The sequence below is a fragment of the Argonema galeatum A003/A1 genome, from assembly GCF_023333595.1.
In the GTDB taxonomy this organism is placed as follows: domain Bacteria; phylum Cyanobacteriota; class Cyanobacteriia; order Cyanobacteriales; family Aerosakkonemataceae; genus Argonema; species Argonema galeatum.
In genome coordinates this window covers 16601-33786 of record NZ_JAIQZM010000043.1, presented here as the reverse complement: position 1 = coordinate 33786, position 17186 = coordinate 16601, and the positions used below count along the sequence as shown (strand labels likewise).

Genomic DNA, 17186 nt, shown 5'->3' with positions numbered 1-17186 from the left:
AATCTGAAATTTGCAATCAGTTTACCACCATTTGCGGATATTAAAAAACCATCCGGTTTGTTTGGAATAAGTGGGCAGGGGTAAACCTCCGCGCAAAATTGTCCAGGTTATGCGGTCTACTATACCGTTATTCTTTAACTTATGTTTTTGTTGAAAAGCAATTACTGCCTGTTTGGTATTGGCACAAAAAATGCCGTTTCTGGGAACGTTATAGCCTTGGATTTGTAACAATCCTTGCAATTCGCGCACATCGGCACCTGTATGTCCGCGTCTGAGGAGGCGAGTTCCTGGCTGAATGGTTGTTTTTAAGGTTGTCCATGTGTTTGAATCGACAACTCCATTAATTCTCAAACCTTGTTGTTTTTGGAATGCTTTAACGGCGGCTTCTGTTCGACTACCAAAGTCTCCATCTATTTTTAGGTCAAAGCCGTGGGCGCTTAATAGTTCTTGCAATTGTGCTACAGCAGATCCGAAATCCCACGGGTATAAATCTGGATCTGCTGGAGCAGGATTGGTAGAGGTATTCGCCAATTCCCGATCGCTATTCATTGTCCCGCCTTATACTAACAGGACTTACGTAAAAACAAAGGTTTGGCCCGCCTAGCCCCCCAAATCTGGGGGGAGAAGAGTCCTGTTCCCCCCAGATTTGGGGGGCTAGGGGGGCGATTGCGTAAGTCCTAACTAAGCTGCGTTCAATTGTATAGCGGTTTTCAGTTGCATGAAGTAAACCCCAGAAACCGGGTTTCTTTGTACCTCACTCACCTGAAAAGCGGATATACAAGTTCGGATCGATTAGTATGTTAACGCTGTTTGTTGTTTAAGAGTTGAGTAGTCGGTATATCCAATAGCGGTTCCGCCGTAAAAGGTTGAGCGATCGGGCTCGTTCAACGGTGCATTAAGGGCAAAACGCTCTGGTAAATCTGGATTAGCAATAAACAGCCTACCATAGGCGACTAAATCTGCATCACCAGCAGCCAAGACAGCATTTCCTTCTTCCCGATCGTAGCCACCTGCTGCCATCAGAGTACCATTAAAAATGGGACGGAAGTATCGCACTCCCAAATTAGAGGTATTATCTTCAACCGTTTCATTTCCAGCAATCCTGGGTTCGACAATATGGAGATAAGCAAGATCCAAGCGGTTGAGGGCGGAACCTACATAGCTGAATAACGCTTCGGGGTTTGAGTCGTGCATACTGTTGAATGTCCCGCTGGGGGAGAGGCGCACGCCAACGCGATCGCTACCCCAAACGCTCACAACTGCTTCGGTTACTTCTAATAAAAGACGAGCGCGATTTTCAATTGAACCGCCATATTTATCTGTGCGTTTGTTTGTACCATCTTGTAGAAATTGGTCGAGCAGATAACCATTGGCGCTGTGGATTTCTACGCCATCAAATCCAGCCGCAAGTGCGTTTTCCGCTCCTTTACGGTATTGTTCGACAATATCTGGAATTTCTGCTGTTTCCAATGCACGGGGCGTTACAAAAGGTTTTGGCCCCTGGAAGGTAATTGCTTCTCCTTCGGGTGCGATCGCACTTGGTGCGACTGGTAGTTCTCCCCCTGGTTGTAGCGATGGGTGGGAGATGCGCCCGACGTGCCAAAGTTGCAAGAAAATGAGCCCTTTGCGATCGCGGACTGCATCCGTTACGAGTCGCCATCCACCAACTTGTTCTGGTGAATAAATACCTGGCGTGTTTGGATATCCAGCACCTTGAGGCGAAACTTGAGTCGCTTCGGCAATAATCAACCCCGCTGAAGCTCTTTGTTCGTAATATGTAACATTCAAATATGTTGGCACATTTCCCGCAGCAGCACGCATCCGCGTTAACGGAGCCATTACAATTCGGTTGGGTAGTTCGTAACGACCGAGTTTAACAGGTGAAAGAAGATTTACATTGGTATTCATTGAGAGAATCTCCATTTTTAGTCATTAGTCACTAAAACTGCGGGCTTTAGAAACCCGGTTTCTCCAAGAAACCGGGTTTCTAAATATTCAGCTTATTTCCCTCCACCTACTTACCTTGTTGCCAAAGTGTTCTGTTTAAGCAAGTTGTTGAGTTTGTCAGCCAGCACTTCCTTTGGAATTACACCGACCATTTGCTCTACAACCAAACCATCGTTGAAAAGAAGCAAAGTTGGAATAGCTTGGATGTTGTATTGCTTCGCAATTCCTTCATGCTGGTCAACATTCAATTTGGCAACTTTGGCTCGATTGTCAAAATCAGCAGCCAGTTCTTCAATCAATGGGCTGATCAATCGGCATGGCCCACACCAAGAAGCCCAAAAATCTACGAGAACCGGAACCGAACTAGCAATGACTTCGCTCTCAAAATTGTCGTGGGTTAGTGTGATGTATTGGGAGTTATTTGACACAGGTAAAAGCCTCCTTAGTTGTTTCTAAAGCGATGTACTTATAACAGGCTACGCCAACGCAACGCTGTGGAGAATGCGGCTAGATCTCACTCTTCGTAGATCGATCGCCCTCGCAAAGTCGCCAGTCTGGGCTGAATCCTGCACTTAGTTCAGTGGTTAAACAACCATTTAACTATAATGGTAAAAGAGTTTTTCAGGAAAGTCAAGTGGTTATTTAACTATTTGAGTAATGGGCTACCAGACGTAATATAGAGGTATAACGGTCTACTGCTGAAAATGAACAACAACGACAGGTTTGAGGCGAATTCTGCGTCTCGAACTGCCAAAAATGACACAGAACAACGAGCTAAAATCTTTGCGGCTCTCTCCGACCCTACGCGGTTGAGGATTGTGGAGTTGCTGGCTCTAGGTGGGGAGATCAGCGGTTCCGAGATAGCGAATCAGGTGGGGATTAGTCTGGCTCTGTTCTGTCACCATTCTAGGACGCTGATTGAGGCTGGGTTACTTCAGACGCGAAAAGATGGTCAGACTAAGTATAACTCGCTGAATCGCCAGTTATTGGTAGATTGCTTGGGGAGTTTGAAAGGACTTGCGAATATACAAGAGGTGGATTAGCGATCGCTAATTTTAAACTGGCAGCAACTAAAACTTCTGCCTGTGAATACGGCGTTCTGATTCTTGAATCGGATAATCATTGGCACTCATATCGCGCCTTTTCATCAGTCCGTCAGAGTCAAATTCCCAATGCTCATTTCCATGAGTGCGGAACCATCGATCTGTTTCTGCATCTCGCCATTCGTACTCAAAGCGTACCGAAATTCGATTGTCGGTATAAGCCCACAACTCTTTCATCAGCCGATAGTCTAATTCTTTCGCCCATTTGCGTCGCAAAAACTCTTTGATGGCTTCTCTACCTGTAAAAAATTCGGTGCGATTTCGCCATTGGGAATCTATTGTATAAGCTGGCGCTACTATTTCAGGATCGCGAGTATTCCAGGCGTCTTCGGCTGCTTTGACTTTGGCACGTGCGGTTTCTTCAGTAAAAGGGGGTCGAATCGGAGATGGCATTTTAGGATTCCTCTTTAAGGTTTTATACAGAAAGGTCTGTCTAAATGTCAAGTCTTCAGGACTGACGCAGAAACCCGGTTTTCCCAAATCAAGAGCATCGCACGCTAAGATATGCTGGATTTGGTCGGCATAATCGAGACTAAAGCGGGAGTGAAATCGAAAAGGATGAGCAGATGGGTCAAATTATTCACTGTTACTCTGTTAGTGGTTTTATTTTTGGCGTGTCAGAAATCTGACTCTGTACCGAGTGCTGAGAGCGAAGTAAAAAATACAACCAGCGTTAAAGCTTCTACGCTTGCCAAACCAAGTCCAGCGCCACAAGCAAAAATTACTTTGTCTCCAAAAATAGATAATGCACAACTGGTTGATATTGGCACTATCAATCGCAAAATTGTGCAAGACATCCGTTATGCAACCGAAAATAATTTCACGAAAAGAAAACTGTACCCAGTGGCGCGATGTTTGCTGAGGGGGGAAGTGGCGCTAAAACTGTCACAAGTTCAAGAAGATTTGGAGAAACAGGGACTGGGACTGAAAGTTTATGATTGCTACAGACCGCTATCAGTTCAAAAGCTAATGTGGAAAATTCCATCAGCTCGTCCCTATGTGGCAAATCCGGCAAAAGGCTCAAAGCACAATCGCGGCGCGGCAGTAGATATAACGCTGGTGGATAGCAATGGGCAAGAACTGGAAATGCCGACCGAATTTGATAATTTTACACCGCGAGCCCATAGAAAATACAGAGGTGCCAGCGCCGAAGCTAAGAGAAACCGTTCTTTGTTGGAGGAGGCGATGAAAAAACGGGGGTTTATACCGCTGCCGAAAGAATGGTGGCATTTTGATGCGGTTGGTTGGCAAAAATACGAAATTCTCGATGTACTTTTCCAATCTATTCCATAGGGATTAGCCCTATAGTCTGTATTTCAATCTTTTGATATTTGGTTGGTAGAATATCGTGAATAGGTTTTCTATTTTTATGGCCGCTGCTTCTATGTTAGTTGTACAGTCAGCAAAAATTAAACCAATAGTTGAAGCTGGCAGACAGTTTGTATGGGCAGAAGTACCAGGAACTTTGGCACCGTCAGAACTTGGAAATCCCTACGCCGAACAATTTCCCTGGTATATGAATATCAACCGTGTGGAAAGGCAGGGAGAAACTGTGGTTTTTGAAGTGGCTAGTCCTGAAGCTCAATATTTCCGACTTGAGGGGAATTGCAGAAATCAGCAACTGCTTATAGAGTACAGAGGAGAATTTGAGTCTGAAACTAAGATTGTTTACCAGCCTGCGGCTGATTCTTTGCATTCTGCAACTGGTGTGGAGCAACGGCTTTTAAATTTTGCTTGTACTCGATAGTTAAATATTTGGTACGTTGTTGCGCTTGGGCGCTCTTTAAGATAGCGCCCAAGCGCAACAAGATAGCTGACAAAGTTTTATCATCAGCGATCGACCCTCAAAACAGCAACAAGCGGGAAACAAAAGTTTCATCAGTTGCTGTAACTGTGCGTGACCTCGGCAACCCCTTCTTTGTGCAAGTTGGTAAGGGGGCGCAAGCCGAAGCCAAGAAACTTGGCGGTGGAGACGTGAGGACAATAGTCGTTTCCAGTGGGGACGACTTAAATCTGCAATTCAACCAAATTGAAAACTTCATTGCCTCAAAGGTAAGCATGATTGTACTCAATGCTGCCGACACCAAAGGGATTTTTGCAGCTGTAGAAAAAGCTAAGCAAGCAGGAATTCCGATCGTTGCAGTTGATACCGCCGCTGAAGGAGGTGTTGATGCCACTGTTACCTCAAATAACGTGCAAGCTGGTGAGGTGAGTTGTAAATACATTGCCGATCGCTTAAAGGGTAAAGGCAATGTTGTGATTATCAACGGGCCACCCGTCGCTTCAGTAGTTGAGCGAGTTCAGGGATGTCTGAGCGTATTCTCCAAATATCCTGGTATCAAGATTCTTTCCAAAGATCAGAATGCAGAAGGTAGCCGTGATGGTGGGTTGAGAGTAATGAGCGATTTGCTCACCTCCTTCCGAAAAATCGATGCCGTTTTTGCAATTAATGACCCTTGTGGCATCGGTGCAGAGCTAGCCGCTAAACAGGCCCAACGAGACGAGTTCTTTATTGTTGGCGTCGATGGCGCACCAGAGGCACTAGATGCGCTTAAGCAGAACAATAGCTTATTTGTTGCTACTGCGGCTCAAGACCCATTTCGCATGGCAGCCAAGGCAGTTGAGGTCGGGAACGACATTCTCAAAGGGAAAAAGCCTGCCAATCCAAACATTCTCATCCCAGTCTCGCTCATCACTCGTGAAAACGTTAATAAGCATAAAGGCTGGACAAGTGAATAAACTGGTTTTTCTTGTTAATTCCACAAATTTATGGATTTAATCGTACTTACATAAAAAGCACAGGTATTTCTGATGGTAAGTAGCACTCAAGCCTCAATAAAAACTAAGCCTGTCCTCGAAATGCAAGACATTACAAAAACCTTCCACGGTTTTACGGCCTTGCATGATGTAAACCTAACAATTTACCCTGGGGAAGTTCATGCCCTTATGGGTGAAAATGGTGCGGGCAAGAGTACACTCATGAAAATTCTTGCTGGAGCCTACATAGCCGATGGAGGTGAGATTAGAATTGACGGTCAAGCTGTTAAGATGACAGACCCCGGCCAAGCCAGAGATTTGGGCATAGCCATTATTTATCAAGAACTGAATCTCGCCCCCAATCTGACGGTTGCTGAAAACATTTTTATGGGAAGTGAGCTTACGAAAGGAGGTAATCTCATCGACCAAGACGGAATGCGGCGTAAGGCAACTGAGGTACTGGAAAATCTCAACGCCAGTTTTGATGCTGGAGACCTTGTTTCGACACTATCAATTGCCGAACAGCAGCAAGTTGAAATAGCTAGGGCACTCAAAGACAAGAGCCGCATTCTAGTGATGGATGAGCCAACAGCAGCGCTTTCAGACCGCGAGACAGAAAAGCTTTTCGAGGTTGTTCGCCGCTTGCGAAATGAGGGCATTGCCATTATTTACATTAGCCATCGGATGGCAGAGATTTATGCGCTTGCCGATCGCGTTAGTGCGATCCGAGATGGTGGGTATATTGGCTCTCTGGAAAAGAGTGAAATTTCCGCCGCGCGCCTAGTGGAAATGATGGTGGGTCGTTCTTTACAGGATTTATACGAACATAAGCGTCAAACAACTCCTGGCCCAGTTGTCCTTGAGGTAACGAATTTAAGTGATGGGCGCAAGGTAAAGCCTGCGAGTTTTCGACTCCATGCTGGCGAGATTGTTGGTTTAGCGGGTTTGGTTGGCGCTGGTAGAACTGAGCTTGCTCGTCTTATTTTTGGTGCTGACCGAAGGACTAGCGGTGAAATAAAACTGGAAGGTCGTCCTCTCAATATCTCCGAGCCAAGTAATGCAATTGAATCGGGAATTGCCTATGTACCAGAAGATATCAAAAATAAACGTCCATTGAACATCTTGACGCCAGATGATGCAATTGAAGCCGGAATTGCTTATGTACCAGAAGATCGCAAAAATCTAGGTTTATTTCTAGACATGACTTCTGGTGAAAATATAACTCTAAATGTTCTGGATCGAGAGACAAAAGCTGGCATTATAAATTCAAAAAACCTGGCCAAAGTGGTGACTGATGCCATTAAAGATTTAGGGATTCGTCTTGCCAGTCCAAGCATCAGGGCAATGGATCTGTCTGGGGGAAATCAGCAGAAGTTATTGCTAGCACGTTGGTTGGCAATTAACCCGAAGGTACTTTTGCTAGATGAACCAACGCGAGGTGTGGACATTGGCGCAAAAAGCGAAATTTATCGAATTATTAGCGATCTGGCAGCAAAAGGTGTAGCTATTTTGATGATTTCCAGCGAGCTGCCGGAAATTGTGGGAATGAGCGGTCGTTGATTGCCTATTTAGGTTTGCCACCTTTTATCGTTACGCTTGGTTCCTATACGGCTTTGCGGGGTGTTGCTTATTTAGTCGCCAATGGCACTACAGTTCTTAATCGAAATCTAGATTTTGCTTGGATAGGCAACAATTATCTAGGCCCAATTCCTTGGCTAGTTGTCATTGCTTTGCTGACAGTCATAGTTAGTTGGTTTGTTTTAAGACGGACAGTCCTGGGGAGACATATTTACGCTGTGGGGGGGAATGCACGGGCAGCAAGACTGACAGGAATTAAAGTGAGTCGGGTGCTGTTATTTGTCTACGGCGTGAGTGGGTTACTATCTGGTTTAGGCGGTATTATGAGCGCCTCTCGGCTCTACAGTGCGACTGGGATGTTGGGGCAGGGCTACGAACTCGATGCGATCGCAGCTGTAATATTGGGCGGAACGAGCTTCACGGGTGGAATCGGCACCATCTGGGGTACTTTACTCGGTGCTTTAATTATTGCTCTACTCAACAATGGATTAACGTTGATGAATGTGTCATTTTTCTGGCAGCTAGTTGTTAAAGGTCTGGTGATTATTATCGCCGTGACTATTGACAAAGTTCGCACTCGTTCTAGCGCTGCTTGAGGGTGAGAAAAGGAAGAGGTACAGAGAAACCCGGTTTCTTGAAGAAACCGGGTTTCTCCGGGTGTACTTCATTCGACTGCAAGCCACTGTAGATGCGCCACAGCTTAGTACATGAGTGATATTGTCAAATTGTCTGTTGTCATCGTTGGTTAAATTTTTACCGCAGATGAAGACAGATGCACGCAGATAAACGCAGATAAGAACGATCGCAGGAATTTTTTAGGTAACCGATGCGTAATGACATGATATTAAAACTACTCCGCCTTCAAAGTGCGTCGCGCCAACTTTGCATAAGTTTTCACTGTTTCATAAGGCATATCCAAATCTGTAGCAATATCCTGCAACGACTCCCCAAACTCTCGCCTACTCAGAATAGTTGCCCAAGTTTCGGCAATTTCAGCAGTGCGATTTCCACCAGTGCGCTTGCGTTGTGCGGTGAAAATTTCCGTTAATTCTGCAATCCTATTAGCCAACACATCCTCCATTGAAGACGCCGCAGATGTACCGCTATCAACTATCCAACCCTTACAAGTTTGTCCTAACCCAAAAGTGGTTTTATGTCCCGTACCGCAATAAATCGCTAATTCGCCTAAAGCATAAAATAACTGGACAAACTGAGAATTTTCTCTGGCTTTACTTGACAAACCCAATTCTAAAGCACCAGTAAAACCTGTCACCGAACCCTTTTTCCCTGCTTGTACCTTACAGGATGACAGTTGGTGACGGTGAATAATCGCTCCTTCATCCACCCATTCTAGAAACGCATCTTGTTCAAATGGCATCCCCGAAAAATCATTCCATCGCCGCAAATAGCTGTGAAACAAATTTATCGGCATCGGTAAGGGAAAATGATGTCCTTTGCGACGAAAGCTAGTTGGCGAAACAAAGCTGAGAGTGAGATTTTTATCGATTTCTGTTGATAGCAACTGGGCGTAAGTAGTAGGCGGTTGGCCAACCTGACAAGAGATAATTTTTAACGGTAAATCTCGCAAACTAACCTCGACTGGTAACGCTTGCATCCACTTAGCCAACCATTGCACCAACCGCTGAGAAAGTGCGGTTATGTACCAGCGATAAACCCGATCTGCTGCAACTTGTAACTGCCTACCTTGAGGAATCAAAACACCATTTAAATCAGAGATAGTAAAAGCTTTTTCTGATTCCCCATCGTGGAGATAAGCAGACAAATCTGGGTCAATCTGTCGCACTCGATCCAAAAACCAAGCATGAAGTCCCACTGCATACTGAAGTGGCAAGAGTCCGCCAGTGCTGGATGACAGTTCAAACACTAATCCCACCAACTCGGTATCGTCTGACCAAGTGGGAATAGAATTATAAGAGGCATTTTGAGTACGCTTGCGAGTGCGTCTGAGAGTTTGAGTCATAGCAGGGATAAGTTACGCGGGTTCCATCCCCATGAGGGGATAAATTCGATTATAGCCGTTTCCACAATGAACGATCGATACAGTAACGATACCAAAATAAGCCAATATGAATAGGATTTACGCGATCGGCTAAGTTTCAGAGGCCAAATTTGGAGTTATAATAAAGGGTTTAGAAGTTAAAAAGATCGTTTAGGCTTTAAGCATTAGATTTGAGCCTTAATTTGGCTAATTTGGCTCTAAATGCAGATTAGGGCTTATAAATCTGAATTATGACCTCTATTTTTAGCGATCGCATCCATTCTTGCCTAGATCCAAATGAAATCCAGGTGAGATTTAATCAAATATACCCATTCCTGTAGTAGCCAAAAAGGCGATAAATATACTTTTAGGAATCCAAATAGTGCGGATATCTCTACCTGTACAAGACGAGATCTCCGTATTTAATTGCCTTGCAAATTTGTAAATTATTGCCTAAATTTCATCTCAGGTGATAGTTCTTAAGCAGGATGCGAAACTAGAAGGCACTCAGTAAGATATGAATCAGCCTCATCATCACGAAAGAGTTTAGCACCTGCGTACTATTAGGAGGTTTGTAATGAGAATTGCCCAAATTGCCCCGCTGTGGGAGCGAGTTCCACCGCCAGCTTATGGTGGTATTGAGCTAGTTGTCGGACTGCTTTGCGATGAATTAGTCCGGCGGGGTCATGAAGTCACTTTGTTTGCAAGTGGTGATTCTATTACTCTAGCTAAATTAGAGTCCGTTCACCCGCGAGCCATACGTTTAGACCCCACAGTCAAGGAATATGGCATTTACGAAATGCTGCAACTAAGTTGGGTGTACGAACGGGCATCGGAGTTTGATATCATTCACTCTCACATGGGTTGCGCCGCTTTGCCATACGCAAGTCTAGTAAAAACGCCCACTGTCCACACGCTGCACGGCGTTTTTACCCCCGATAACGAGAAGATGTTTATGCACGCTCGCCGTCAGCCTTATGTGAGTATCTCCAATGCACAGCGGGAAGCAAGACTGAATTTGAACTGCGTAGCTACAGTCTACAACGGCATTGACGTAAGCACTTACAAGTTTCGCGAAAGACCGGATAATCCCCCTTACTTGGCTTTTTTAGGACGACTTTCTCCTGAAAAAGGGCCGCATTTAGCGATAGAAATTGCCAAGCGTTCTGGCTGGCATTTGAAGATGGCAGGCAAGGTGGACCTAGTCGATCGCGAATATTTTGAGCGGGAAATTAAGCCCCACATTGATGGCAAACAGATTGAATATTTGGGCGAAGCAAACCACGCTCAAAAGTCTGTCTTGATGGGAGGGGCAGTTGCAACTTTATTCCCAATTACTTGGCGCGAACCGTTTGGTTTGGTGATGATTGAATCGATGGCAACGGGTACGCCAGTGATTGCCATGAAGATGGGGTCTACGCCGGAAATAATTGCCCACGGTAAGAGCGGCTTTTTGTGCGAAACTGTGGAAGAGTGCGTAGCTGCTGTAGCAAAAATAGGTGAATTAGACCGTTACGCTTGTAGAGAACACATAATAGCTAATTTCAGCGCCCAAAAAATGACCGATGGTTACGAGGAGGTTTATCAACAACTTTTGGCAGAACGCTTCTCTCATAAAGGTCACGTCCGCCATAAACCAGCGTTGGTAAGCGATCTAATTGCTAGCTAAAAGTCAAAAGTCAAAAAAATAATTAATGACAACTGACAACTGACAACTGACAACCGACAACTGACAACTGACAACTGACAACTGACAACCGACAACTGACAACTGACAACTGACAACTGACAACTGACAACCGACAACTGACAACCGACAACTGACAACTGACAACTGACAACTGACAACCGACAACTGACAACTGACAAAAAAAATCAACTCAACTGAGGTCTGGGTATGTTACATCAAAGTAGGCAGCCGATGGCTCAGAGAGCCTCAAATCATTTTTCTAATTCATCATCAAAAGAGTCACCTTTTATCTACGCTCGTCCAGTTATACCTGGCAGACAAGCGATCGCACTTATTTCAGATCATGCTGACCCAGCTGCGGAAGTTGGTAAAGAAGAAGCTGGTGGGCAAAATGTCTATGTACGCCAAGTAGGAGAATCTTTGGCAAAATTGGGTTGGCAGGTGGATATGTTTACCCGCAAAACTAACCCAAACGACCCTGGAATTGTGCAGCATTCACCCTTCTGCCGCACGATTCGTCTGGTAGCTGGGCCAGAAGGCTTTATTCCACGAGATCGACTGTTTGAATATATGCCTCAATTTGTAGAGGCATTCCAAAAGTTTCAAAGCAAAGAAGGCACTAATTATCCGCTAGTTCATACCAATTACTGGCTTTCTGCTTGGATTGGCTTGCAGTTGCAAAAATCGAGCAACATTCAGGTAGTCCACACATATCATTCCTTGGGTGCGGTGAAGTACCAATCTGTTCGCACAATACCTGCGATCGCTTCTACCCGACTGGCAGTTGAGCGGCAAATATTGGAGAAAGCACACTGCGTTGTGGCCACCAGTCCTCAAGAACGCGATTACCTGCGCCAGTTAGTTTGTCAGCAAGGGCGCATTGAAGTCATTCCCTGCGGTACAGACATTGATAATTTCCGCGTGCTACCCAAAAATGAAGCCAGGGCTAAGTTAGGTTTCAAACCGGATGAGCAAATCGTGCTTTATGTGGGAAGGTTCGATCCTCGCAAGGGGATCGAGACGATGGTGCGAGCTTGTGCCGAAACTCAGGCGAGAAAGAAGGGAAACCTCCGCCTCGTAATTGCGGGAGGAAGCGATCCAGAGCGTGCGGATGAGCGCGAAAGAGAACGAATCGAGGAGATCGTGCAAGAAATGGGATTGGCAGAGCAAACCCTATTTACGGGATCTGTCGGACACGACTTGCTGCCACTCTACTACACAGCTGCTGATGTGTGCGTTATACCCAGCCACTACGAACCGTTTGGATTGGTGGCGATCGAAGCTATGGCTTGCGGTACGCCAGTGGTAGCGTCAAATGTGGGGGGGTTGAAGTTTACCGTTGTGCCGGAGGAAACGGGTTTGCTGGTTCCTCCACAAGATACTGCGGCTTTTGCTCAAGGGATCGATCGCATCCTAGCAGACGAATTGTGGGCTCAAAAGCTAAGAATACAGGCGTCGGTAAGAGTGCGTCAGAATTTTAGCTGGACGGGAGTAGCAATTCAGTTGAGCGAACTATATCGTCGCTTGCTAGCTGAGTCGATTATGGGCGAACACTTTAGCCATTTACCCCTTTCCCGCACTTCGGAAAGATCTGTTGCACAAGTCGGGCAGAAAGTCACCGCAAAAAGTGTGACAAAAAAAGCAATATCAACTCCGGTTGCTTAGAACCTAACCCGCTCTAAAAAGTAAGGACTTACGCTTTTCTCCCCCCTAGCCCCCCAAATCTGGGGGGAACAAGGACGAGGGGATTTGGGGGGAATAAGTTTTCAGGACTTACCATGATTGTTGGCGCTTTTACCCCTACATTTAGGGGTAATTCATGAATTGCCCCTACAGATGTATTAGGTGCGGCGAGCAAATGCGTAATATCATGTCCTTACGCATCGGTCACCTTCAAAATTTATGTTCTTATTCTTATCTGCGTTAATCTGCGTTAATCTGTCTTCATCTGCGGTAAAAATTTAACCAACGATGACAACAGACAATTTGACGATATCACTCATGTACTAACGATGCAACCGAACACGATATAAGTCCTAGTTTTTTCTCCCCCCAGATTAGGGGGGCTAATGCGTAAGTCCTGTTTTAGTTACCGATCGTCCCTTCTACCTAAGAGAAAATAAGTAGTCATTTCGCCTTTGCCTTTTACCTTGATCGTCCCCCTTTTTTCAAACAAATATTTATCCTGCAATAGCTCATAAGTCGAAGATGTGATTTGAATGTTACCCGGTAGTCCAGATGATTCCATCCGAGAAGCAACATTAACCGTATCGCCCCACAGATCGTAGATAAACTTTTTAATTCCAATTACTCCCGCTACCACTTGTCCCGTATTAATGCCGATGCGAATTTGTAATAGCTCGTTTTTTTCATACCGAAAGCGGTTAATGCTTGCCTGCATATCCAGTGCCATTTCTGCAATGGCTTCTGCATGGCCGTCTCTTGGCACTGGCAAACCGCCTACCACCATGTAAGCATCCCCAATAGTTTTAATTTTTTCTAAACCGTGTTTATCAGCAAGTTCGTCAAAGTTAGAAAAAATCTCATTAAGTAAGTTGACCAATTCTATAGGAGGCATTTTAGCAGAAAGGGGAGTAAAGCCAACAATATCGGCAAACAGAATAGTAGCTTCCTCAAAATGTTCGGCTATTGCAGAAGTATTTTGTTTTAGTCTGTCTGCGATCGCTTTAGGCAAAATATTCAGCAATAAACTCTCTGACTTTTCTTGTGCTATACGCAAAGCTTCCTCTGCTTGTTTGCGCTCCGTGATGTCGGTATTCGAGCCCACCATTCGCACCGGGTTCCCCTCTTCATCCCATAGTGCCTGTCCCCGACTCAAAATCCATTTATAGGAGGCGTCCTTGCACTGCTGGCGATACTCGACGGCGTAATAAGGAATTTTACGATCTAGGTGATCTAGGAGGGTTTTCATTACCCGGTTAATATCATCTGGATGCAAACGACTAGCCCATTCATTATAGTCATTGCTCATCTCGCGATCGAGATATCCCAATATTTCTTTATACCGGGTGGAATAAAATATTTCATTCGTTTTGATGTTCCAGTCGAAAATACCGTCATTGTTGCCTTTAAGCGCTAATTGCCAGCGTTCTTCACTTTGTCTGAGGGCTTCTTCTGCTCGCTTGCGCTCTGTGATATCTTCACCTATATAAATTAAGTAAGTCACTTCTCCCGACTCGTTCATCAGGGGCAGTTTCATCACTCGCTGCCAAATAAGTCCTTGGTATTCACTATCAAATATCTCTTCATGGACAATTAATTCGCGTTTTTCAATAGCTTCTCGATCTTGAGCGATCAACTCTTCGGCAAGTTCTCGCTCGACCAAATCGTAGAGGGTGTGTCCGATCGCCCGCTCGCGGGGAATAGCATAGACTTGCTCAGCAGTACGATTCCAGAGTACGTAACGAAAGTTATCCTGCACATCTTTGACAAACAACGCTAAAGGAATGTTTTCCACGATACTATCTAAGAATTGCTGAGATTTTGATAGCTCTTTTTCCAGCCGTTTGAGTGTGCTGACATCGCGGACAACTATTAATACTTCATCCTCATCGCTCGGCACAACTCTGACTTCTTCGTCATAAACTATACCCTCAATTGTCACTTGCTGCTCGAAGATTTGCACCTCACCTATTTGCAGTGTTTGTTCGATATATCCCATCAGGCGTTGTGCAGTATCTGGTGGTAATACTTCAAAGAAATTCTTGCCGATCGGTGTATCGCCCTTCACTAAGGTTTTAAAGTTTATGGGAGATCTGTAGTCCAAATAAAAGCCATCTTTGTTGCACCGTGCAACTAAATCGGGAAGCCCCGCCAGAATAGCTCTATTCCGTTCCTCACTTTGGCGCAAGGCTTCTTCTGCTTGCGATAGTTCGCGAAGTGCGGCTTGGCGTTCGCTGATATCCCGCGCCACCCAAATAACGGTATCGTTTAACATGGGTGAAATTTTAGCGGCGAACCAAACTTCACGTCCGTCTATTGTGAGGCTGTAATCGAACTCTATTGTCTGCTGTGCATCTAAAGCTCGCCGAATTTGCTGCCACCAAGTTTCAGATATTCGATCGTCAAAAAATTGTTCGATCGTATAACTGATTACGTCAAGGTCTGGTTCGTACAAAAGCGCCGTATTCGTTGGCACAATTTCTATATTACCTTGGATATCTAGTAGCAGCACAACATCAGTCATTGCTTCAAATACTGCGCGTATTTTACTCTCAGAAGATCGTACTTTCTCCTCCATTAACTTGCGCTCGGTGATATCTCGCGCTACCCAAATCGCGCAATTTTCCGAAATAGGTGAAATCGAAGCGGCGAACCAAACTTGCTGCTGTCCGAGCGTCAGACTGTACTCAAAATTAACTCGATTTTGTGTCTTTATACTTGTTTGAATATGGTTTAAAAGAGGATCGGCTTGCTCTGCTGTAAAAATTTCGTGTATTGTTTTGCCTAACTGTTCGTCAACAGGTTTGTATAAAAGTTGGGGATTGGTCGCCACAATTTTTATACAGCGACCTGCCACATCAAATACTAAGATAATTTCAGTCATTGCCGCCAATATGCCCCGCAGTTCTGCCTCGGCAGCAGCCAGAGATTCTGTGCGTTCTGCCACGCGAACTTCTAATTCTTGATTTGTCGTTGATAGAGCGACAAATGACTCTTGTAACTGTTGAGCCATCTTGTTAAATGAATGAGCGAGTTGCCCAAGTACATCAGAGCGATCGCTCTTTACTCTCACATCCAAATTTCCCTTAGCAATAGCCTTCGCAGCCATACTCAAGCTTAGAATTGGCTCAGCTACCCAACGAGATGTAAGGATACCGATCGGTATAGTTATAAGCAAGGCTACTATACATAACACAATCGTGGTATAAGTATTCATGTTGATTTCTTCCATGAAATCAGATTTAGGAATAACAACCACAATCAACCAATCTAAGCCTCTGCTGTCTCGCAGTGGCAGAACTTGCACATAAAGTTTATGTTCATCTATTTTAAAATCAAGCTGCTGCGGATTTTGCAATTGGCTTAAGTCCCCAAACCTGGTAGCTAAATAATTGGCGGTCAATCGAGTTAAGCGGTTATTGCTATCAACAGCCTTGAACGGTTTTCTTTGATTGTTCCCGATTCGGAATGGCTTCTCATTGGTGGAAGTTACCAGTAACTTACCCGAACTTTCAATAATAAATGCTTGTCCCGATTTACCAATTTTTATATTTTGTAATAATTTACCAATGTAATCTAGCCGTAGTGAAGTGTTTAATAACCCCCGCACTTGAGATCCATCCTGGCTGTAAAGCGGTTGAGTAGCACTTATAAATAAAGTTGGTTCAAGCCTTGTAGCATAAGCTTTGCTCCACATTGGTTTGCCAGCTTTTATGCTATCTATATACCGGGGGGTTTTCGGGATGTTAACGTTTTTGATAACTTGCCTAAGAGTAGTGCGATCGCCTTTGCTATTCGTGTTATAAATATAAGAATTATGAAATTTAGAACCAGCGCGTTTTTCGGTAATACTAATTAACTTCGTGCCATCTTCAAAGAATTGTCCAGTTATCCGATCTCCCTGGGTAGTTGTTACTGAAATAGATGTGATATAATCAAATGATTGAACTTGCCGCCATAGATATTTCTCCCAAGCTTGCAGCTTTTCTGTGCTGAGCAGTCCTTCTGTAACAAGATTTTGGTTAGTTTGATTAATCTGATAAGGTGTAGCGAGGAATATTTGCAGATTCTGCTGAATGCGATCGCTAATCTGTCTCCCAAACTGGGCAGCGACTTTGTTAACTGATTCTTCTCCATTTTTAAATGAGAAATATCCCGTCAGTCCCACCGCCCCCACCATTTGCAGAACGAACGGTACTACAAGGGCAAGATGCAGGGGCATCTTTTTGGAAACATTGGAAATTCGACGGTTTAGCGCTTTCAATAACATCAGTTTGTATTACCTAGCCAACTTGTACGTCAATTGTTACTCACATTCCGCACCCCAACTGTCACATAGATTGAGATAAATAGCTACACCATCACTCTACACCTAATATAAGATAATGCTCGCGCTCTGTCGCAGATAAAAGTAAGCTTGGACAGGTCA

15 protein-coding genes are annotated in these 17186 nt (G+C 44.7%); 8 read left to right on the top strand and 7 right to left on the bottom strand.

All coding sequences use genetic code 11. The features are described from left to right. Positions 1 to 21: 21 nt before the first annotated feature. The 3 genes from LAY41_RS28100 to trxA form a co-directional block, all read right to left on the bottom strand. Entirely contained in the window at positions 22 to 549 is a 528-nt protein-coding gene (locus LAY41_RS28100; protein ID WP_249105309.1) for a peptidoglycan-binding domain-containing protein, read from the bottom strand. A 243-nt stretch (positions 550 to 792) separates the two neighbouring features. Further along, positions 793 to 1908, bottom strand: a complete 1116-nt coding sequence (locus LAY41_RS28095; RefSeq protein ID WP_249105306.1) for an alkene reductase — start codon at positions 1906 to 1908, stop codon at positions 793 to 795. Between the two features lie 110 nt (positions 1909 to 2018). Next, on the bottom strand, positions 2019 to 2375 hold the full coding sequence (trxA, locus tag LAY41_RS28090; protein WP_249105303.1) for a thioredoxin: 357 nt from the start codon (positions 2373 to 2375) through the stop codon (positions 2019 to 2021). A 276-nt stretch (positions 2376 to 2651) separates the two neighbouring features. Between trxA and LAY41_RS28085 the strand changes: the two genes are divergently transcribed. Continuing rightward, on the top strand, positions 2652 to 2990 hold the full coding sequence (locus LAY41_RS28085; RefSeq protein WP_249105301.1) for an ArsR/SmtB family transcription factor: 339 nt from the start codon (positions 2652 to 2654) through the stop codon (positions 2988 to 2990). A 27-nt stretch (positions 2991 to 3017) separates the two neighbouring features. Here the strand turns inward: LAY41_RS28085 and LAY41_RS28080 are convergent, their stop codons facing one another. After that, positions 3018 to 3443: a nuclear transport factor 2 family protein gene (locus LAY41_RS28080; protein WP_249105298.1), complete on the bottom strand. Its 426-nt coding sequence runs from the start codon at positions 3441 to 3443 to the stop codon at positions 3018 to 3020. 165 nt (positions 3444 to 3608) lie between these two features. On the opposite strand from LAY41_RS28080, the gene LAY41_RS28075 reads away from it, so the two are divergent. From LAY41_RS28075 to LAY41_RS28055, 5 genes are all read left to right on the top strand, one after another. After that, entirely contained in the window at positions 3609 to 4343 is a 735-nt protein-coding gene (locus LAY41_RS28075; protein ID WP_249105297.1) for a M15 family metallopeptidase, read from the top strand. Positions 4344 to 4398: 55 nt separating this feature from the next. Then, a complete protein-coding gene (locus LAY41_RS28070; protein ID WP_249105294.1) occupies positions 4399 to 4797 on the top strand; it encodes a hypothetical protein in 399 nt (132 codons plus the stop codon). An 8-nt stretch (positions 4798 to 4805) separates the two neighbouring features. After that, positions 4806 to 5789 (top strand): ABC transporter substrate-binding protein, encoded by a 984-nt coding sequence (locus LAY41_RS28065; RefSeq protein ID WP_249105292.1) that lies wholly within the window; start codon positions 4806 to 4808, stop codon positions 5787 to 5789. A gap of 72 nt (positions 5790 to 5861) precedes the next feature. Further along, positions 5862 to 7367 (top strand): sugar ABC transporter ATP-binding protein, encoded by a 1506-nt coding sequence (locus LAY41_RS28060; RefSeq protein ID WP_249105290.1) that lies wholly within the window; start codon positions 5862 to 5864, stop codon positions 7365 to 7367. Further along, entirely contained in the window at positions 7364 to 7981 is a 618-nt protein-coding gene (locus LAY41_RS28055) for an ABC transporter permease subunit (protein WP_249105288.1), read from the top strand. The genes LAY41_RS28060 and LAY41_RS28055 overlap by 4 nt, the downstream gene beginning before the upstream one ends. 254 nt (positions 7982 to 8235) lie before the next feature. Here LAY41_RS28055 and cas6 read toward each other — a convergent pair whose 3' ends face one another. Next, complete coding sequence (gene cas6 / locus LAY41_RS28050; protein ID WP_249105286.1) at positions 8236 to 9366, bottom strand: CRISPR-associated endoribonuclease Cas6; 1131 nt, start codon at positions 9364 to 9366, stop codon at positions 8236 to 8238. 595 nt (positions 9367 to 9961) lie between these two features. Between cas6 and LAY41_RS28045 the strand changes: the two genes are divergently transcribed. After that, complete coding sequence (locus tag LAY41_RS28045) at positions 9962 to 11053, top strand: glycosyltransferase family 4 protein (protein WP_249105284.1); 1092 nt, start codon at positions 9962 to 9964, stop codon at positions 11051 to 11053. On the opposite strand, the gene LAY41_RS28040 is transcribed toward LAY41_RS28045, so the two are convergent. Beyond that, positions 11050 to 11253 carry a hypothetical protein gene (locus tag LAY41_RS28040; RefSeq protein WP_249105282.1) on the bottom strand — a complete coding sequence of 68 codons (204 nt, stop codon included), beginning with the start codon at positions 11251 to 11253 and terminating at the stop codon, positions 11050 to 11052. The genes LAY41_RS28045 and LAY41_RS28040 overlap by 4 nt on opposite strands. 127 nt (positions 11254 to 11380) lie before the next feature. On the opposite strand from LAY41_RS28040, the gene LAY41_RS28035 reads away from it, so the two are divergent. Further along, positions 11381 to 12739: a glycosyltransferase family 4 protein gene (locus LAY41_RS28035; protein ID WP_420840357.1), complete on the top strand. Its 1359-nt coding sequence runs from the start codon at positions 11381 to 11383 to the stop codon at positions 12737 to 12739. A 424-nt stretch (positions 12740 to 13163) separates the two neighbouring features. Here LAY41_RS28035 and LAY41_RS28030 read toward each other — a convergent pair whose 3' ends face one another. Further along, positions 13164 to 17027 carry an adenylate/guanylate cyclase domain-containing protein gene (locus LAY41_RS28030; protein ID WP_249105278.1) on the bottom strand — a complete coding sequence of 1288 codons (3864 nt, stop codon included), beginning with the start codon at positions 17025 to 17027 and terminating at the stop codon, positions 13164 to 13166. Positions 17028 to 17186 lie beyond the last annotated feature (159 nt).